At 57.6% G+C, this 19595-nt stretch carries 18 protein-coding genes; 3 read left to right on the top strand and 15 right to left on the bottom strand.

The features are described from left to right. Nucleotides 1-917: 917 nt before the first annotated feature. The 6 genes from FD715_RS16590 to FD715_RS23075 form a co-directional block, all read right to left on the bottom strand. Nucleotides 918-1427, bottom strand: a complete 510-nt coding sequence (locus FD715_RS16590) for a hypothetical protein (protein ID WP_147112313.1) — start codon at nt 1425-1427, stop codon at nt 918-920. Between the two features lie 557 nt (nt 1428-1984). Next, nucleotides 1985-2671, bottom strand: coding sequence for an N-terminal phage integrase SAM-like domain-containing protein (locus tag FD715_RS23080; RefSeq protein WP_223274950.1), 687 nt, complete (start codon nt 2669-2671; stop codon nt 1985-1987). A 599-nt stretch (nt 2672-3270) separates the two neighbouring features. After that, on the bottom strand, nt 3271-3672 hold the full coding sequence (locus FD715_RS16580) for a hypothetical protein (RefSeq protein ID WP_147112307.1): 402 nt from the start codon (nt 3670-3672) through the stop codon (nt 3271-3273). A gap of 110 nt (nt 3673-3782) precedes the next feature. Further along, nucleotides 3783-4241 carry a hypothetical protein gene (locus FD715_RS16575; RefSeq protein WP_223274937.1) on the bottom strand — a complete coding sequence of 153 codons (459 nt, stop codon included), beginning with the start codon at nt 4239-4241 and terminating at the stop codon, nt 3783-3785. 143 nt (nt 4242-4384) lie between these two features. Then, nucleotides 4385-5770 (bottom strand): MFS transporter, encoded by a 1386-nt coding sequence (locus tag FD715_RS16570; protein WP_147112301.1) that lies wholly within the window; start codon nt 5768-5770, stop codon nt 4385-4387. 410 nt (nt 5771-6180) lie between these two features. After that, nucleotides 6181-6693: a DUF2799 domain-containing protein gene (locus tag FD715_RS23075; protein ID WP_147112298.1), complete on the bottom strand. Its 513-nt coding sequence runs from the start codon at nt 6691-6693 to the stop codon at nt 6181-6183. 646 nt (nt 6694-7339) lie between these two features. Here FD715_RS23075 and FD715_RS16560 point away from each other — a divergent pair. Further along, nucleotides 7340-8449 carry a tRNA-dihydrouridine synthase gene (locus FD715_RS16560; RefSeq protein ID WP_147112295.1) on the top strand — a complete coding sequence of 370 codons (1110 nt, stop codon included), beginning with the start codon at nt 7340-7342 and terminating at the stop codon, nt 8447-8449. A gap of 197 nt (nt 8450-8646) precedes the next feature. On the opposite strand, the gene FD715_RS16555 is transcribed toward FD715_RS16560, so the two are convergent. Together FD715_RS16555 and FD715_RS16550 are read right to left on the bottom strand one after the other, a co-directional pair. Further along, nucleotides 8647-9426 (bottom strand): phage tail protein, encoded by a 780-nt coding sequence (locus FD715_RS16555; protein WP_223274936.1) that lies wholly within the window; start codon nt 9424-9426, stop codon nt 8647-8649. A gap of 221 nt (nt 9427-9647) precedes the next feature. Continuing rightward, nucleotides 9648-10070 (bottom strand): heme-binding protein, encoded by a 423-nt coding sequence (locus FD715_RS16550; protein WP_147112292.1) that lies wholly within the window; start codon nt 10068-10070, stop codon nt 9648-9650. Between the two features lie 66 nt (nt 10071-10136). Between FD715_RS16550 and gndA the strand changes: the two genes are divergently transcribed. After that, a complete protein-coding gene (gndA, locus tag FD715_RS16545) occupies nt 10137-11558 on the top strand; it encodes an NADP-dependent phosphogluconate dehydrogenase (RefSeq protein ID WP_147112289.1) in 1422 nt (473 codons plus the stop codon). Here the strand turns inward: gndA and FD715_RS16540 are convergent. The 7 genes from FD715_RS16540 to FD715_RS16510 all read right to left on the bottom strand — a co-directional run bounded on the left by FD715_RS16540 (nt 11547) and on the right by FD715_RS16510 (nt 18678). Beyond that, nucleotides 11547-12470: an SMP-30/gluconolactonase/LRE family protein gene (locus FD715_RS16540; RefSeq protein ID WP_147112287.1), complete on the bottom strand. Its 924-nt coding sequence runs from the start codon at nt 12468-12470 to the stop codon at nt 11547-11549. The genes gndA and FD715_RS16540 overlap by 12 nt on opposite strands. Further along, a complete protein-coding gene (locus FD715_RS16535; protein WP_147112284.1) occupies nt 12430-13173 on the bottom strand; it encodes a cytochrome b561 domain-containing protein in 744 nt (247 codons plus the stop codon). The genes FD715_RS16540 and FD715_RS16535 overlap by 41 nt, the downstream gene beginning before the upstream one ends. Then, nucleotides 13173-14108 (bottom strand): carbohydrate ABC transporter permease, encoded by a 936-nt coding sequence (locus tag FD715_RS16530; RefSeq protein ID WP_147112281.1) that lies wholly within the window; start codon nt 14106-14108, stop codon nt 13173-13175. The genes FD715_RS16535 and FD715_RS16530 overlap by 1 nt, the downstream gene beginning before the upstream one ends. Then, nucleotides 14108-15019 carry a carbohydrate ABC transporter permease gene (locus FD715_RS16525; RefSeq protein WP_147112278.1) on the bottom strand — a complete coding sequence of 304 codons (912 nt, stop codon included), beginning with the start codon at nt 15017-15019 and terminating at the stop codon, nt 14108-14110. Before FD715_RS16525 ends, FD715_RS16530 begins: the two co-directional genes overlap by 1 nt. 82 nt (nt 15020-15101) lie before the next feature. Next, on the bottom strand, nt 15102-16430 hold the full coding sequence (locus FD715_RS16520) for an extracellular solute-binding protein (RefSeq protein WP_147112274.1): 1329 nt from the start codon (nt 16428-16430) through the stop codon (nt 15102-15104). 28 nt (nt 16431-16458) lie between these two features. Next, nucleotides 16459-17547 (bottom strand): ABC transporter ATP-binding protein, encoded by a 1089-nt coding sequence (locus tag FD715_RS16515; RefSeq protein ID WP_147112271.1) that lies wholly within the window; start codon nt 17545-17547, stop codon nt 16459-16461. A 99-nt stretch (nt 17548-17646) separates the two neighbouring features. Further along, the gene (locus tag FD715_RS16510) at nt 17647-18678 is read right to left on the bottom strand and encodes a LacI family DNA-binding transcriptional regulator (RefSeq protein WP_223274935.1); all 1032 of its coding nucleotides are present in this window, start codon (nt 18676-18678) and stop codon (nt 17647-17649) included. Nucleotides 18679-18934: 256 nt separating this feature from the next. On the opposite strand from FD715_RS16510, the gene FD715_RS23000 reads away from it, so the two are divergent. After that, on the top strand, nt 18935-19595 hold a 661-nt coding region (locus FD715_RS23000; protein WP_147112270.1), incomplete at its 3' end, for a M15 family metallopeptidase.

Genomic DNA, 19595 nt, shown 5'->3' with positions numbered 1-19595 from the left:
ACTATTTATCACCAATCCGGCTTCACTAAGTAGGGTGCTACAATGTGCATTAACCGGCGCTCAATCATATTTTTCAAACCGGCGCTCGCAGTGTCAACTCTCGCGCTTCTTGTCGCCTGTGCGGAGCCCACGGCATACGCACCTGCAGGCAGCGACGGACGAGGATTTACAACTCAGCCAGTGGAAGAAGGTCGTTACATGATCTCCTTCCGTGGCAACTCGCTGACAAACCGGGAAACAGTCGAGTCTTATCTGCTCTACCGCGCTGCTGAGGTTGCACGGGATGCTGGCGGCACCTGGTTTCGGATCACGGATCAGGACACTGAAACCGTGACCCGTTTCTCCGGCACTTCATCGGGCTTTGGCAGATCGCATTTTGGTAGGGTGGGGTACGGACACTATGATCGGTTCAGTACAGAGTTCGTAAATGTACGCCCGATCCGAAGCTTTGAGGCCTTTGCACAAGTGCAGGTGTTTCGGGGCCGGAAACCTACAAATGAGCCAGATGCGTACTCCGTGCAATCGGTCTTACAGACTTTAGAGCCACGAATTCAGCGTCCCCTACACAAAGCAGAATGAGATGATGCCTCAAACTTAAGTCATCGAAGACGAGCAGCAGATGGAGTAGCAACCTGAGAGCATTCCTCCAACGAGGATGTATTTTTTGGATGTTGTATCAGTGGTGGCTGGAAAACGACAAAAGCCCGAAGAGGCTATATTGAAGCTTCGGCAGGGCAAAATCCTGCAAAGATCAGTTTGGACGATTTCTGGGGGTGTGCAAGATCGCTGTGACACAGTGGTGCTCAGCCGAGCGTCTGCTTTAAAGTAAGACCCCTATCGGCCGATCCGACTTCGACCAAAGAGGCCAAAACGCGCGCCGACAGGGGCTTGGCTGATGCAGGCGCGTTGACCCGTGATCAGACCAATTCGGATGTGCAACCATGGCCGCGCGCAGTCGCAATGTCCGGTTTGAGCGCGTCCGCCAGAGAGGACATGCGCTGAATGAAACGTGTAGTGTCGTTTCCTTCGCATAGTAGCATGGCGTGGGTCCGAGCAGGGCCGAGCCGTCCCGCACGGATCGCTTGAGCGACAAACATGAACTGGCGCTCGTGTTCGCTTAAGATCGCTGCGCAATGTGGGCAGGCCGGATTGTTGAAGCGGAAACATGAGATGCGCGTGGTGCGCATGGCCTGCACGGCGGCGAGTACTTCCAGCGCCACTTGAGGGCCCTGTTCACTGCCAAATGCGACTTCAGCCCGGTGCAATGCCATGAGCCATGTCTGTGCTTGAGGGGTTGCAAAGGTCTGCCAGTAGCACCGCGCCACATCAAGGATGACGAGCTCAATCTTGTCGAGACCGGCATCGCTGAGTGCGCATTCTTTGGCCTCCGGGCTGCGTCCACAGCACTGTGTGGACCTGCCAGTCATGCTGCGCCTGCCCAAGTTACAGGAGAGCGTTTGATGATGGAGATCACATTCAGCCCTTTCTATCTGATCGCGCGACGCGCGAAGTAAAGGCTGGGTGTCTCAGACCACCTTGCAATGAGCTTAATCTGACAATAATAGTAAGATAAGTCTACTGCTTTTTTTGCATCGGGTTCGGATGAGAGTTCAGTGTCTTTGAAGCCCTCCCACGCAGATGCTTTAGCTTTTTGAACCCGATGTGCGCGATGATGCCGATACAGGCTATGATCCAACTAAAATCGTCATCACCGCCCATGAACGCGCAGCTTTTCAGTCCGTTTTCCTCGAAACATGATCGCTAACGGGATGGCGAAACGGAATTGATGCGCGCAGATGACTTGGGAGGGTCCTATGCTTTTCCTAGCAGTTCACTGCTTGTAACCTCGCGTTTTTACGGTCATCGCAAATGGCCAGTTCGACGGGCGGCAATGCGGAGCAAAACTGATCGCTCAACTCCGCTAACGATAGTGATTTTGCGCACTGTGGGGTAGGGGCCTCGGCATCGCTGCGGTGATATCTGTTTAACGTCGAGCATGCGGAGTTCGTGCCCTCTCCAAAGATAAACCGGTTGATGCGGGGAAAGGAACTGAGAAGTCGCCGCGCGGATTGTCCGAGCCAAATCGAGAGCGGACCGGTCTTGGAGTCGCTGGGCACGCAACGCATAACGTCGATCTTATCCCACTGCAAAGACAAAGCCTCGCCCTTCCGGCATCCGGTGTAGGCCAGAAACCGCAGCACGCCCACTTCTCTTGGGTGCGCCGCTTCAAAGCCGGACAAGGCTTGTCCCAGTCGCTTCCATTGCGCGTCAGACAAATAGGTGGCCGTGAACTCGGATTTGCGCCGATGCAAACCCTTGCACGGATTGCTGTCCGGGGTTGCACACCTAACAGTTCCGCGTAGCGCATCATACCCGACAAGACGGCCAGAGCGCGATTGCCACTGGCGGCACTGCAGGTCAGTCTTTCTTTCCAGTTCTCCAAATCTGAACGAGACAGTTGATCCAATCGCTTGTCGCCGAGGGATGGCAGGATGCGGTTCCTGACATCCAATGCATGCGCGCGGCGCGTAGCCGGTTTCCAATTCTGCGCGCAGTCAGCCAGGTATCGTTGACTGAACTCTGCCACCGTCGGCGAAATGTCTGCAGACGCGCTTACGTCTTCGAGACCAAGCAAGTCCCGCGCCACCACGCGGGCGTGCGACAGCGACATGTCGTCTGTACGACCAAGCGTCTGTTTGCGCGTTCGGCCTCCTTCGCGACGTTGCACGATCCATGTCGCAGTCGCCCCACGCTGCCGCAAACCAAGGCCCGGAACTTCCGCGTCCCAGGACACGGTTTCTCGGTGCAGCGGGTGTGGATTGATTTTGTCGGTTTTTGGATGAGCTTTTCCCATGTCTGGTGTCCTTTGCCGCTTCAGGAAAAAATCCACGCAGTTCCCTGGGAAGCAGCCAGGAAAAGCTGGGAAGCAGAAAATGACAGACAACAGCGACGCGGCAGCGACGCGTTCCATGCGCGGGACACAAGTCACGTCAGGGACTTACGAGTTTCCCGCGCACGCCGTTTTGGTCCTTCGGACCGCAGAAAGGGGTCACACCCCACGCAGCAAGCTGCAAAACGCGCCAAACCCCTTGTTTTTATAAGAAAAACGGTGATTGGCAGCGAGGCGACTGGCCGCAACCTGTTTTTGTTGTTTTTCAACCGGTTGCGAGGCGTGGCACGGGTCTGTGCCACGGCATGGCACGAGAATGGTACGGCATGCCACGACAATGGCACATCTCAGGGCGACGGTGGCACGGGAAGTTGCGGGTTTCAACGGAGGATCTCCTCTGTTTTTTCGTCTACCTTCTGGGGCTCGATACCTCTCTCCAGTTCCATCCGATTGAGGCGTACGAACAGATCTTCCTTCCGCTCCAGGTCCTGCTGATCCTCAAGCGTCAGGAGTGCGGAGTTCGCGTACATCTTCTGGATCATGCTGTTTGCAAAACGAAGCAGGGCGGCATGGTCCTCGTTGCCTTGATCGACCAGCGTTCCGACCAGGAGCCGCGTCATCCGCATCTCTGCCAGCGCGATCTCTTTCATTTCGATCAGCGCTCGGCGCAGAGCGCCAACCTCATCTATCAGGACTCCGATCTCCGCATCAGCTCCGGATGGGGTGTCTGAGTCAGGGTTATCGCTCAGCGCCGAGTCCGCACGATCGGCGGGCGCGTTCATCAATCCGGTGATGGCTGCGTCAAGCGCATCCTGTCGGTTCTCCGTCACACCCGGTATAAGGGACCTCGCTACCGGGCCCAGAACCACACGGACGTTCTGAGTGCTATCGCTCACCGTTCAATCTCCTTGTTGCGTTCGCGGACACGCTCCGCATAGTTTTCGATTTCCTTAATATCGTTGCGCAGCTCTGCGCGCTTGTCGGGATCTTCAAAGAAGGACAGTTGACGATCTTTCGCGTCTTTCGTGTTTTCGAGAACACTGTCTTTTGCGTCTTTGTCTGCCTCTCTCTGAGCGTCCTTGTCCGAGGCTTTGGCGTGGGCTGGGCCGTTGGCCATATCGCGCTCGGCTGCGCGCTCAGCGTTCCTGTGAGGGCTTCCAGCACTGGCGCGATCTCGGTTCATCAGATCGTCAAAACTGGCTGGACGTTCGGTGCGGCTCGCATCCAGTTTGAGCTTGAACTGATCCCCGTCCGCGCGCTGGCTTTCGAGCCAGGTGTCGAGTGCGGTGGTCCGTTCCCCGGTGTGTTCGACGAGGCGGTCGCGTAGCTTCTCCGCATTGTCCGTGATCAAAGACACCCTGCCCACGGCACGGCTGATGTCGAAAATAGGCTCTTCTGGTTTGAGAGGCCCTCACTGGGCCACCGACCGTTCATGATACGCTGCATCGAGATGATATCTCTCAAGCACTGCGCCCTGTCCGGCCAGGCCCTATCCTAGCGTGTTGCGGGTCGGAGCGGCCATTCGGTATGGTGCAAGTCGATTGTAAAGTCATGGCTGTGACGCAACGCAACGTGATCATGCGGATGACTGTGCGGCTCCGGTCCTTCCCACCCCTCATGCGCGTGTTGGTGGTGTTCGTCATGCACGTGCAGATGCGCGTGGTTTAGTGATGGATGGTCATGGAGAATGACGCGATCGTCCTGTGCAGGCCAGACAAGCATCGCGACGCAAAACGAAAGCCCGGCCAAACCCGACAAGACAACGAAAGCGACCGGAAGCCCAAAGGTGGCACTAAGCCAGCCCGCCAATGGATACGTCACCAGAAAACAGCCATGGGATAACGCAAACTGCGCGGTGAAATACGCTGATCGATCAGGCTTGGTTGATGACCGTTGCACCAATCGACCCGCACACACTAGCACTGCTGAGTAGGCAGCGCCGACGACACACCACAGAACAGCTGCCATCGCAAAGCTACCTATCGCTGTGCCAAGAGCCAAAGCAAAAGTCATCGCACCCCCTGCTACCAGCGAGACTTTACGATCATCAATGCTTGAAAGAATGCGCGGCATCGAGAATGCAGCCGCCATGGAGCCAAAGCCAAACGCCATTAAGAGAGCAGCGGTCCATACCTCCGTCAGCTGCAATTCCGTTTGGACAAGAACAACGGTGTTTACGATCACCATCGCCCCCGCCGCAGACACGGCCATGGACATCGCCAGCAAGCCACGCAGGCGTGGTGTCGCTAGGTATGCCCGAATGCCAAAGGCGATCCGCTCTACGAAACCTGAGGCGGTTGCACCTTGCGGGCGGTCGCGCAATGAAACCGAGATCACAAGTCCAGCGGAGACCAGAAACGCCACTGCGTTGGCTCCGAATAGAGTGTAGAAACTGAACATCAAAAGGGCAGCTCCCGCCAAAGCAGGACTGACAAGGCTCTCGATGTCATATGCCAGCCGCGACAAAGATAGCGCTTTGGTATACGTCTCTTCATCTTCGAAAAGGTCGGGAATTGTCGCCTGAAACACAGGTGTAAATCCGGCGGAGCATGCCTGGAGCAACAAGATCAGTACGTAAATGTGCCAGACCTGTGTGACGAACGGCAGGCACAGAACCAGAACGGCGCGCAGCACGTCTAGCGTAGCCAAGTACCTCTTGCGTGGCACCAGTGGGGCGAACGCACCAGCCACAGGCGCGAGCGTCACATACGCAACCATTTTGATGGCGAGGGCAGCGCCCAAAACCTGACCTGCATCATCGCCGGCCAATTCAAAGGCAAGCAGCGCAAGCGCAACTGTCGTTAACCCCGTACCCAACAGTGCGATGACCTGGGCGGCAAACAGAGCAGCGTAATTTTTATTCGCAAGTGGCTGGAGCATACCGATGTGGCAATGATTTCTGGGTTGCGGCCAAAGCGTGGCGAGCGATGCACAAAGGTCAAGTAAAAGGTGCCCCTACACAGCCAACTGGTGAGGAGGTGCCGAAGCATTCCCTTGAGTTACTGAAACCTTTAGCTTGTCCGGATCACACAGATGCGATGCGCGGAAAAAGATGGAATTCGCGACGCCCGCAGCAAGCCTGAGTGCAGGCATACAGGTGTGATAAATCGTCAGGCCCTGGGCAGACCAATCCGGCTCGTTACACTTGAGAAGTTCCGCTTTGCACGGTCGGTGATTTTCCGAGTATGCGCAAACGGAACAGAGATCACATCGTGGCGGGAACGTTCAAAAACTACATTAGTCTAGAATTCATAAAACATGTTCTGAAGACCAACGTTTGCTGGGAACTGCTAGTCAACCAGCGTGAGAAGCAGCCTCCGATCTCCAAGTCGGTCGATACGACGGTCAAGCTCTCGAATGTCACCTCTGATTTCGGCGCGTCGATCTTCATCTGTATCTGCGCGGTCGCGCAAATCCAGAAGACGATCGCGCTCGGTCTCAAGATCTCTGATTTGCGTCGACAAGCGACGATCTTGGAGGCCGCGTTGATGAGGTTGCTGCATAAGCGAGAGTTCCTCGGGCGCGCAGAACGACGACAGCTCGCCTCCGCGCTGGCCTATCCTGAAGGCGTTGGTTGGCGTGCAATAGTTCTCTAAACCAGCGCGATAACCTTCCAGCGCGAGATCTTCGCGGGGTGCTGTTGCGCTCGCTTGGCAGATGCTTGCTTCACCCGTGACAACGGAGGATGACCGTCCATCCAATCCAGTCTGATACCCGAAGTTGTACCAGTTGATGTTGGCGCAATGTAGATCTGTGATTTCGGCACAAGATGTCAGTGTTAAGATCAAACTTGGTAGAACCATGAGACGCGGGTGCACTGGGAGTCCCTCTTTTTTGAGCTGGAGAGCTCTGCGACCGCCTAAGCAATATCTAGAAAGCGCAGAGAAGTGTTTCCCGCTTAGATAGTAGCTTGCTTGCCCGTCCACTAGGGTCCCGATGCCGGTATCGATGCTGTACTCTGCTTTTTCCGCATGATCCCAAGGCGCGCCGAGGATCGTGCACAGTGTTAGTTTCGTGAGCTTTGAGTATGACCGATTGGAACGGATAGGGATCTTGGTCGACGGTGCGATTTTGCGATAGGCGCCGGTTTGGCGCTTCTACAGCCTAGCACTTATCGACAAACCGTTCTTGCGAGGGTCACAACGCCGATAGCCTCAGGTGCGTTGCATTCGGAGCATAAAGGTCATTGTGATGCGAGCAAATGGGTGGCCGGACTTCGGTTTTAGCAAATCGGTCACAAGGACTATCGAGCCCACGAACTGCAACACACCCGCGGTTACACGAGCCTACAGTACCCCTTCTTTGCACACACTGAGTAAACGCCGAAATTTTGGGCTACTTGCCACTCAAGGCCTTGTAAAAAGTGACGCCAAGCCAGCAGTAGGCGGTCTTTCATTGCTCGAAAACACTTTTTTGACTATTTGGTAAAATAAAGCCCTTATCGTTAGGATGACACCAGAGATGCCAGCTGACCTCACGACGCACTTCACAGGCCTTAAGTTTGTAAATCCGTTCATCCTCGCGTCTGCGCCCCCGACCGAGAGTAAACGGAAGATAATGAAGGCGTTCGAAGCGGGGTGGGGTGGCGTCGTTACCAAGACAATCGGATTGCATCCCGTCGAAAACGTAGCAGGTCCAAAAACGATATTTCAGCGTGTCAGCGAGGCAAAACCGTATGTGTCGCGGAACAAGAGACCTGACACCGTTTCTCACTCCTCATGGAACTGGGAGCTCATCTCTGATCAGCCGATCGACTTGTGGCTTCCGGACTTAGAAGAGATTAAATCAAGCTACCCAGATCGCATGCTGATCGCGTCGATCATGGCGGGCGCCGGCGGTGCACGCGAGATGGAGAACTGGAAAAAGCTGTCGACGGCCTGTGTTGATGCAGGATGCGATGCCTTGGAGTTGAACTTGTCTTGCCCTCATATGGACCGCAAGGACATGGGCGCGCATATCGCAAATGATGAACAGATAATCACATCAATCGTAACCGCAGTGCGGAGCGCGGTGAGCGTGCCGATCTGGGTCAAGCTCACGCCGTCGAACTCGGCCCTGGTGGATGGAGCCGCGGCCGCATATGCGGCAGGTGCGTCGTCTATCTCACTCTGTAACACCTTCCCGTCGCTGCCCCTGATGGATCCGGAGACGATGAAGTTCGAAGTTGAGGTTGACGGGCTTGTCACCTCGGGGGGATTGGGAGGGCTGGCTATTCTCCATCAGGCGCTGCAACGCGTCTCGGACATCTCGCGCGCTTTCCCCGACAAGGAAATCTCGGGAATAGGTGGCATCCGTGGCTTTCGGGAAGCCTTTAACTTCATCGTGCACGGGGCAGGCAACCTGCAGGTGTGCACGGCTGCTATGGAGGAAAAGGGCAGTGGCGGAATTGGAGTGAAACTCATCCAAGAATTGAACACTGACCTGAGCGATTACCTGGAGCGCAAGGGATACAAGTCGATTGAGGACTTTCGCGGTCTGGCACGTCAAAGAATTGTCGAGCACTCGCAAGTAAGAAGAAAAAGCGACGCCTATAATGGTGGGTATGTGCAATCGGCTTGAAGCCGATTGTTTTGAACACGGCGCAACGACAGCAGAAGTGTGCACGCCTGCTCAAGCCCAGCGGCCAGGGTGAGGACATATTGAGTGGGGGCGGACTTTGTTTCGCCAAGCTGTCATTTGCAAGGCGGCTCAATTCAAGTAGACCGCCTCATTGCTGAGGCGGTCCTTGACGATATGTGGTTATTGATCTCCCGCTGTCAGATTCGGCTAGGGAAGATACCATTGAGCGCTATGCAGACCGACACTGCCAAGTATGGGTTTTCGATCGAAAAAGGCTGATTTCCACCAGCGGGATCGACCATACGCGGGTCGAATTTAACGTTGGCTTCATCGACGTAAATGGCGAGGTCTTCGGCCGGATTGTCCGGCGCATTGTAGCTTGGGACGCCCAAAAAGTCGGTACCCGGAGCGGTTCGATTGCCAAAGCCAACCTGATTATTGCCGCCATTCACCAAGTGGTTGTGGCTGGGCATTTCGTCGATGGTCAGGGTTTTCGTTTGCGCGCCGCCCAGCTGGCCGAGTTGCTTGGTTTGGAGCCCAGGACCCGTGCCGCGGTTTAGTGCAGCACGGCCTCGAAAGTCGGGCAGAGCAAAGGTCGTACGCCCGTCCCCTCCATAAGTCGTGCCAAGGATTGAGAAAAGCGCTTGGTTTTGTGCAATCGAAAGCAGCTGCCCATCAGCATAGGCAAATCCGCGCGGGCAGAAATTGCCACCAAAATACATGATCTGACCGATAAACGGGTCAAAAGCAGCCGCTTTTTGCGGGGCGCTGATCGCGGCAAGCGCAGCAAAAGTAGCGGCTGCTGTTGTGAGTTTTGAAAGGCATTTTTGAAGAACATGGTCAACCCTCGCTTGTGTGGGACCGGACAGCCGAATTGGCTGATGACCCCAATCGTTTTTAGTGTGAGATTGAACTGTCGTAACGTAATGCAATTGTGTCAAACGAAGTTTTGACGAATTTGCAGTCAAGAGCTTCACTATCGGAGGTTGAGGCGCTCGGTCTTCTGGCTTTAGAGCGTCAGACTAACTTGGCAGTAAGTCAGTATTACAAGGCAAAAGCGAAGCAGTGGGCTTTGTATCTGCCGGTCAATCAGAATTTCCAGAGCGTTTTCGATGTCTGATGGAAATGTTGCGCCAACAGCCCGATGTTGGGAGGTTGCCGGTGTTGTATAAAGCGCGCCAAAATAAGATAATCATGATTATGTTATATAGATCCGTCCACCGATTTCGTTAAGTGCGGCGTTGGCGACATCTTTGTCTTGCTCCGCCGTTCCTGATCCAACACCAATCCCTCCGACGCAGATGTCGTCGACGATAATCGGTAAACCACCACCAAGCCGTGTGACGGCATTACCCGTGGCGGCTGCGATCGCGGGTCCGACTGCTTCCGGGATCGCGTCGCTTGGCACGCGGATTGAGGCTGCGGTGCGCGCCTTGGCTTCGGCGCTTTTGAGGCCGAGGTATTTTGCGCCCGACATGCGGATCTGACCCAACGTGACGCCGCTTGCGTCGACAATCACGATGCATTGCGGTTGGCCGATCTCATCGGCCCGTGCGATGGCGGCCTGCAACATGGCCATGACCGCCCCGTGTGTCAGCACAAGTGAGTTTTCGACATGCATGGCTTCCATCCTTTCGCGGCCTTTGTTATCGGTAACATAACAGCGGCTCCGGAAAGAGGAAAGCATATGTCTGCAGCAGAAATCGGTTTGATCGGGTTGGGAACCATGGGCGCAATGCTCGCACTCAATATTGCGGACAACGGGTTTTCGGTGGCCGTACACAACCGTACGGCCGCGCGGATCCCGGAGTTTCTGGACAAGGCGGGCGATCTAGCAGAGCGGATCACCGGCCATGCGGAGCTGGAGGATTTCGTGAAGGGACTGGCGTGCCCTCGCAACATCATCCTGATGGTACCTGCCGGTGATGCCGTTGATGCGCAGATCGAACAATTGCGCCCGCTGCTCGATTCCGATGACATGATCATTGATGCGGGCAACGCGAATTTTCAAGACAGTGAACGTCGTGCGACGACGTCGGAAGAGGCGGGTGTCCCTTTCCTGGGGATCGGCGTTTCCGGTGGGGCGGAAGGGGCCCGTTTTGGCCCATCTATTATGGGCGGCGGCACGCCGGAGGCATGGGTCCGCGTGGCGCATATCCTCAAGGCCATTTCGGCCAAGTACCAGGGCCAGCCCTGCGCTACTTATATGGGCGCGGGCGGGGCCGGGCATTTCGTTAAAACCGTGCACAACGGGATCGAATATGCCGACATGCAGCTGATTGCCGAAGCCTATGGCGTGATGCGGGATGGGATGGGCATGGATGCCTCGGCTTGTGGGGCCGTGTTCGACCGCTGGAATGACGGGCTGTTGCAAAGCTACCTGATCGAGATTTCGGGCAAGGTGTCTGCCGCGACCGATCCTGAGACGGGCAATCCGATGCTGGACATGATCCTCGACCGGGCGGGGCAGAAAGGTACGGGTCGCTGGACAGTGATCGAGAGCCAGATGTTGGGCGCGCCTGTACCAGTCATCGAAGCGGCCGTTGTTGCCCGTAACCTGTCGGCGCAGCGTGACTTGCGACTGGCCGGGGCGGAGGCGTTTGGACCGACCGGCGGGGCGATGGCGAAAGGCACGCTCACCTTTGACGATCTGGAACAGGCGCTGATTGCGGGCAAGGTGCTGTGCTATGCGCAGGGATTTGAACTTCTGACCAAGGCGAGCGCGGAATACGATTGGGACCTACCCATGGCAGAGATCGCCGAGGTCTGGCGGGAAGGGTGCATCATCCGGTCCGCTATGCTGAACGACATGGCGTCGGCGCTGACCGATGCGCCCGCCCGTAACCTGGCGCTGGCGCCTTACTTTGCGGATATTCTGCGCAAGAACATGGCCGGGCTACGTAAGGTCGCCGTCGTGGCCATGGGCGCGGGGCAGCCTGTGCCCGCATTGGCATCGGCGCTAAACTACTTCGACACACTTACCAGCGCGCGGACGACAGCCAATATGCTACAGGCGCAGCGCGATTACTTCGGCGCGCACAGTTTTGAGCGCACGGACAAGGAAGGCGATCATCACGGGCCGTGGCTGGATCAGCACTTACAAGGGTGAGACGCCGTTCACGTTTAGGAACACGGAGTAAAGCGAGGTTGTGCCGGCGATGAAGAGCCGGTTCAGCTTCTCTCCGCCAAAGCAGACATTCCCGACCAGTTCGGGGATGTGGACCTTGCCGATCAGCACTCCATCGCTGTTCAGGCAGTGGACGCCATCAGCGGCTGAACTCCAGATCCGGCCATGGGTGTCGAAGCGGAAGCCGTCGAACAGCCCCTCGGTACAGGTGGCGAAGACCTCTCCTCCGCTGAGCATGCCGTCAGCGCCGACCATGTGGCGGCGGATGTGTTTCGGTCCGTCTGTATCATGGGTGATCCCGGTGTCTGCGATGTAGAGCATCGTTTCATCAGGTGAGAAGGCGAGGCCGTTCGGTTTGTAGTAGTCATCCGCGACGATGGTGATCTCGCCAGAGGGATCCACGCGGTAGACGTGGCAGGCGCCGATTTCGCTGTCGGCACGGTCTCCCTCGTAGTCCATGAGGATGCCGTAGCTTGGGTCAGTGAACCACACCGAGCCGTCGGATTTCACCACCACGTCATTCGGCGAATTCAGGCGTTTGCCCTGATAGCTGTCGGCGATGACAGTGATGGAGCCATCATGTTCGGTGCGTGTCACCCGGCGCGCGAGGTGCTCGCAGGACACCAGCCGTCCCTGCCGGTCGACCGTATGGCCATTGGAGTTGTTCGAGGGCTGACGGAAGGTCGACACCGATCCGTCGTTATCGTCATAGCGCAGGATGCGGTTGTTCGGGATGTCGGACCACAGCAGGTAGCGCCCCGCCGCGAACCACACCGGCCCTTCGGACCAGCGCGCGCCGGTCCACAACCGTTCGACTCGCGCGTGGCCCACAAAGCACTCTGCAAATTCGGGTTCAATGACTTCGAACCCGGTCCCCTCGATCACGCCGAACATCGTCGTTTCCTTCCGTAGTCTCGCCATACCGGCGCACACCCCAGCCCGGAGGCGGGCCCTGGTTGCCGGGATGGCTGGGGTCCGTGCCCCAGATCGCCTGATAGGTGTCGATGGCCATGCCACGCTTTTGCATGGTGACAAAGGCAATCGCCAGCGCCGTCCACCATACTGTCAAAACCAGCCACATCCAGACCGGGCCGTTCGCTTTCCACAAGCCCAGCACAATCGTAACAATGGCAAGCAAGATGACGGAATAGCCGATGCCCTTGTGCAGCACCTCGAACACCCGACGCCACGGGGTCATGTCGTAGTGGTGCCCACGCATCTGGCTGTCGGTCGGCCCACCCTTGGACCCACGAAACAGGCCAAGCAGCACCTGCGCCCCTGCCCCAGCGAGGACTGCGTACCCCAGCCAGTTGTGCAGGCTCATCGTTGCGAAGTCACTGGGAAGCACCAGCACAAGGCCCAACAGTGACAAGCCGACAACCAGCGACTGCCCCATCCAATGACTGCGCCACCAGGTCAGATTGTCGATCTCACGCGGAAAGTCCTGCCCCGGCATCACTTTGAAAAATCGCGCGATGATCACAGCCATTGGCGCAAGGATACCCCATGCCAGCACCATCGACCTTGCGTGCCACGAGATGGCGAAACCCACCTCGTGCGCACGGCTTGGGTCAATGGGGGCGAGGAGCCAGTCCATCAGCCTTTGACCGCGCCTGCGGTCATGCCGGTGATGATCTGGCGGCTGGCCAGCAGCGTGAAGATGATCGGTGGGATGGCGAGCAGCATGCCCGTGGCCATGATCACACCCCACTCCACGTTGAACTCGGACATGTTGTTCACGATCAGGATCGGCACGGTGCGTGTGTCGCGGTCCGACAGGGCGGACGCGAGCAGGTATTCGTTCCATGCGATGCGGAAGGTAAAGATGGCTGCGGCAGCGAGGCCGGGTTTGATGAGCGGTAGCACCACTTTGAAGAAGACCTGGAACGGCCCCGCCCCATCAACCCGCGCCGCTTCTTCCAGCGAACGCGGCACCTGCACAATGAAACTCTGCAAAATCCAGATCACGAAGGGCAGGTTCATCGCCACATAGATCAGGATGATACCGGAGTGTGTGCCTGCAAGGCAGACATCACCCCGCCCCCCAAACGTGTCACGGATCGCGCCGCCAATCAGGCCATCGCGATCCAGACAAAACTCGTTATTCCACAAACCAAAAACAGGGACGAGCAGCACGGCGGGCGGTACCATGCGGACCATGAGTGTGCTGAGCGATACGGTGTCCCGCCCCATGAATCGGAATCGCACGAGCGCGTAGGCCGCCATACACCCGATCACCAGCGTGAGCGCGGTCGAGATCAGCGCGATGATCAGCGAGTTGATAAAAGCACCGCCAAATTTGAGCGAGCAGAAGTCGAGGTGCTCGGGTTCGTACCAGAGGACATCGCACAGGGCTTGCTCATAGTTCTGGATCGTCGGCATGAAGATCAGGCCAGAGGTGCCCGAGATGATGTCCACGTCTAGCTTGAACGAGTTGATGAACATCAGGAGCACCGGGCCCACGGACATGAAAACCAGAAGGGCGATGACCGCGTAGAATGCCAGATTGGCGCGGGAGTTGGGGGTGGACATCAGCTTTCCTCCTCGACCAGCGCGTTTAGCCGGGCGGCGCGTGCTTCTTGCCAGCGGTTGAAGGCGAACATGCCCACGGTCAGCAGCAGAAGCAGGATCAACAGGTAGTTGGACATGGCGGCGGCGACGCCCAGTTCGCGGAATTCGGTGGCTGTGCGGCTGATCCGCAGGGCCAGGATTTCGGTCGATAGGCCTGGGCCGCCTTCGGTCATCACAAGGATCACCTCCAGCACCTTGAAGGCGTCGATCAGGCGCAAGAGCGCGGTGACGATCAGGACGGGCATCATCAGGGGCAGCTTGATGTGGATGATTTGTTGCCACGCCGTGGCACCGTCGATCCGCGCGGCCTCTAGCGCCGAGCGCGGCAGCGACTGCAGGGCCGCGAGCGACAGGATGAAGATAAAGGGCGTCCATTGCCAGATGTCGGCAATGATCACTGAGGTGAGCGCGTGGTCCCCGAGCCAGTCCACACGCGGCAGGCCAATGCTGTCGAGGAAGCGGTTAAATGTACCGACCGTCGGGTGGTACATGTAGCGCCACATCAGGCCCACCACGACGGGGGCGATCATCATGGGCAGGATAAACATGGTGCGGAGGACCGAGATGCCTCGGATTTCGCGATCCAGCAGCAGGGCGAGGCCCACGCCGATCACCATCTCGATGGTTACCACGAAGAAGGCGAATTTGAGCGTGACGATCAGGCTTTCGTGGAAGTTCGGGTCGTTCCAGAGGAAGATGTAGTTCTTGAGGCCCACGAACTCGGCCTCGCCAATGGTTTGGCTCGGGTTCCAGTCGCGGAATGAACCCCAGACCATGTAACCCAGTGGGTACATCAGCGCGATTGCCATGATGATCGCGGCGGGTGCCATGAACATGTAAGGCGTCAGTCGGTTGGCCATCGCGGTACGCATGGGTCAATCTTTCCAGGGTCTTGAAGGGGGCAAAGGGCCGGGGCGCGGGCGTGTCACCGCACGCCCCGGCAGGAGGAAAGGCTTACTGCCAGGTGTAGTAGCCGGCGTCGTCCATCACGGCGCGCGTCCGCTCGGCCACGCCATCGAGTGCTTCCTGGATGTCAAGGTCTTCGGTCAGCACTTTGGACATGGTTGTGCCGATGTCTGCGTTGATCTTGCCCCAGACGGGGATGATCGGACGCCAGTCGGGGTCGGCATATTTCAGGGCTTCACCAAAGGTGGCGGCGAACGGGTATTTTTCGTTCAGACCGGCATCCTGATAGGTGGAGAAGCGCGAGGGGTTGCCGCCTTCCATGGCGACCATCAGGTCACCTTTCTTGGACGTCAGCCACTGCATCAGAAGGAAGGCCGCTTCTTTGTTCTCAGCATTCTTGGGGATACCGATGCCGAAGCCACCGGTTTGGCTGCCGCGACGCACGCCTTTGGGGTGCATGGCATAGCCGACCTTACCTGCCACCTGGCTACGCTCGGGATCTTCAAAACCGGGCATAAAGGCGATGGAGTCCATAAACATTGCCGCCTGACCGGTTGCAAAAGCATTGGCCGCTTCGGACGGACCAAAGCTCATTGCGCCTTCGGGGCCGCAATCGACGATGGATTTCAGCGCATTAGCCGCTTCAACACCGGCGGCGTTGTTGATGATCGGGTTCCAGGCATCGTCAAACACGCGACCGCCCAGCGGAGCGAGGTGCAGCAGGAACGCGTGGCTCGCCTGGTGGCCTGATGCCGCGCGCGACGCCATACCGCCCATGCCTGGCTCAAGCTCGGGGATCTTGCAGGCTGCATCGAGCAGTTGGTCATAGGTTTCAGGCGTTGGAATGCCGTGCTTTTCAAAGATGTCCTTGCGGTAGGCGAGGACGGAGGTTTCCGATCCGAAGGGGATGCCGAACAGCGAACCGGTCGGACCCGGCAGGTAGCCTTTGAAGCCACCCGCAACACCGATGTTTTCGACATAGCCGTCGATCAGGTCGCCTGCGTCATAGTTCGGGTCGGCCAGCTTGGGGTTCATGAAATACTTGGCCAGGTTTTCCAGCTGATCGGCAAAGACATAGTCGGCCTTGGAAAACACCACGTAGGAGATGAGGTCATATTCGCCTTCGTCCTGCGCCAGTTCCAGCGTTTGACGCTCGCGCATCTTGAGGTAGGGCAGCTGGTCCACCTCAACCTCAATGCCCGTTTCCTTAGTAAACTCGGGCAAAACCTTCATCGCGGCGTTGTAGTGCGGGTGCGCGGGGAAGTTCACGATCAGGGTCGTGCCCGCGTATTCCTCATAGGGGTTAGCATAAGCCGCCCCCGCCATGATGGCCGCGGTCGTCAGACCCACCGCCGTTGTTTTCAGTCCTTTGAACATGTGTTCCTCCCTTAGAACTTATTGATTTTCAAAGTGCGTTTTCGGATGTGCGGTCGAACAGGTGTACGCCACGCTGGTTAACTGCGAATGTGAGGGTCTGGCCGAGGGCAACCGGTGTTTCCGAGTTCACCTCGACCATCACCTGCGCCGGTCCGCATTTGCAGAGCAGGACGGATTGTGCGCCGATGTATTCCGACACCTGCACGTCGAGCGTCAGGGCTGTTGCCGGGTCGGCGTCTTCGGCAAAGTTCAGGTCAGAGGGCCGGATGCCCAGGGTAACCTCTCGGCTCGAATGCGCCTTGGCCTTGGCTGCAATCTCGCCCGATAGTCTCAGGTCGAAGCCGTCGCCGGTGACCCACATCTCCCCCGCCCGCTCTTCCAGTGCGCCGTCGAGGAAGTTCATTGGCGGCATGCCCATGAAGCCCGCCACGAACTTGTTCACTGGGCGTTTGAACAGCTCTTCGGGTGTGCCCTGCTGCTGGATGTAGCCACCGTGCATGACGACGATCCGGTCGGCGAGGGTCATCGCCTCGATCTGGTCGTGCGTCACGTAGATCATGTTTTTCTGCACCCGCTGGCTCATCAGCGCCAGTTCCGCCCTCATCTGCCCGCGCAGTTTGGCATCGAGGTTCGACAGCGGTTCATCGAAGAGGAAGATGCCGGAGTCCTTCGCCAGTGCGCGAGCCATGGCGACCCGTTGGCGTTGCCCACCTGACAAGGCACCGGGCTTGCGGCCCAGAAAGTCGGTCAGGCCGACCATCTCGGCCACTTCTTTGACCTTGGCGTTGATCTCGGATTTCGGGCGGCGGGCGAGGCGCAGGGCAAAGCTGATGTTCTGCGCCACGTTCATGTGGGGATAAAGCGCGTAGTCCTGGAACACCATCGCCAGGTCGCGCTCCTTTGGCTCCAGATGGCTGACCGGCTTGTTGTCGACATAGATCTCGCCATCCGACACATCCTCCAGCCCCGCGATCATGCGCAGGGTCGTGGATTTACCGCAGCCCGACGGGCCGACGAGCACGGTAAATTCGTTCTCGGCCATCTCAAGCTCGATGCCGTGCAGCACCTCAACATTGCCGTAGCGTTTGACCAGATTGTCGAGCCGGATGGTGGGCATAGATGTACTTCCGTTCTGTGTTACCGGTCACATTAGCAAGTGTGACCGGTAACACAAGGAAAATTACTTGGCGTAACCCTCTGAAAACCCTTGGTTTCGTTATTTCGTGCTGTCGCGAAAGGTCAGATTGACCGGCACGGGGACCAATGTGCGACTCGCTGGCGCGTCGTCTGAAAGAAGCTGTCCGATCAGCTTTCCGGTCTCGCGCCCGATGGTTTTCGGGTCCACGGACACGGTGCTGATCGTAGGCGTGGCAAAGCGCGAAACCTCAAAGTCGCCAAAGCCCGCGATGCCGATATCGCCGGGCACGGACTTGCCCAGCTTCAGCATCACAGACAGCACTCCGAAGGCAGGCGCGTCGGACACGCAGAACACGCAATCAGTGTCGGGAAAATCCTCAAGCAGTCGGGTTGCGGCGGCGGCGCCTTCCTCGATCGACAACGGCGGTTTGCCGATCTTAAGCGCGCGATCAGTGGGCAATCCCGCCTCTGCCATGGCGTCCAGATACCCTTTGCGCCGGGCCGCCCCACGGGTCCAGTCATCATCCGCCTCACCGACAAAGGCGATGTTGCGATAACCCTTTTCGATCAGCGCGCGTGTCATGTCCGCCGCCGCCTGCCGGTTGGAAAAGCCGATGGTGTGGCCAATGGGATTGTCGGGCCGCTCCCACAACTCGATCACTGGAATATGCGCATCACTCAGCAGAGCGACGGTGCGGTCTGAATGGCCGTCATAAGACAGGACAATCGCCTCGGGCCTGCGCTTCAGCATGTCCTCGACCAGCTGTTCTTCGCGGTCGGGGGAATAGTCGGTGTGGCCCAGCAGAATTTGCTGGCCGATGCCCTCCAGTTCTTCGGTCAGCGCCTGCACGGTTTCGGCGAAATGCAGGTTGTTGAGTGACGGCACCAGCACCGCGACAAAGCCCGAGCGTTTGGTTGTCAGGCTGCCCGCCATCAGGTCGGGGACATAGTTCATCTCGCGCACAACCTTCAGGATGCGGTCGCGTGTGTCCTTGGAAATCGGGCTGTCCTTCTTCAGCGCACGGCTCACCGTCATACGCGACACACCGGCGGCGCGTGCCACGTCACGCATGGTGACGGGGCCAGAGGATTTGGTGGGCGTCTGGGACATGAGGTGCAGGGTGTGCCCGGTCACATCGCGCGTCAAGCTACATTTTCCGACCGCCTTCGGACGTGCGCGGACGGGGCAGGAAAATGGCGTTTTTTCTAAAAACTTGGCTAATTTGAAATTTTGTAATAACCTATGAGGGAATTCATTTTTTACATACGCATCCGACTGTTCGATAACTTCTGCAAAATTCCTTGATCTCAAACCGACACGAAATCGCAAACAACCTATTTCATCGATCCATTTAAGGGATTCACATATGTCAGGGCTCACGAAACGAGACGGAGATATTGCGCGTCTTCATCCTGCCATTCGCGACAGCGTCGCGGCCATTCAGGAAAAGCTGAACGCCGAGGATATTCCATTTCGGGTGTTCGAAGCGTTCCGCACACCCCACAGACAGGCCAATTTATTTGCTCAGGGCCGCACAAAGCCCGGCAACATAGTCACTTGGGTCGGTCCGTGGGGGTCCATTCATCAGTACGGTTTAGCGGTGGATTTTGTTTTATTTGAGAACGGCAAATGGAGCTGGGACGACAGCGGGGCCAAGGCCAAATGGTGGAGCCGGATGCATGAGGTGGCCGCCGAACACAACATGACGCCGCTGTTCAACAAGAACAATCAACTGATCGAAAAGCCGCACGTCCAATTGGTGGGCGTCACGTCGTCGGAATTGCGCGATGGCATTTATCCGGATGGTGGCGATTCTGTCTGGGCAGAACATCTTGCAGATCTGATTGACAGCTGGGATGCCGGTGCCACACCGGCCAAGCCATCGCTGGCACCAGAACAGCCCGCGCTGGATCCAGGCATTCTTGTTGATGTTGAGGATGCCTCACCGCTTGCGCCCGCAACCCCACCCAGCAGCGCCGAAGCGGACGCACGCTTTCAGACGTTGCACGGGTTCATCAAATGGGCGG

Source organism: Tateyamaria sp. syn59 (genome assembly GCF_007995245.1).
In the GTDB taxonomy this organism is placed as follows: domain Bacteria; phylum Pseudomonadota; class Alphaproteobacteria; order Rhodobacterales; family Rhodobacteraceae; genus Tateyamaria.
This window is presented reverse-complemented; position numbering and strand designations above follow the sequence as displayed.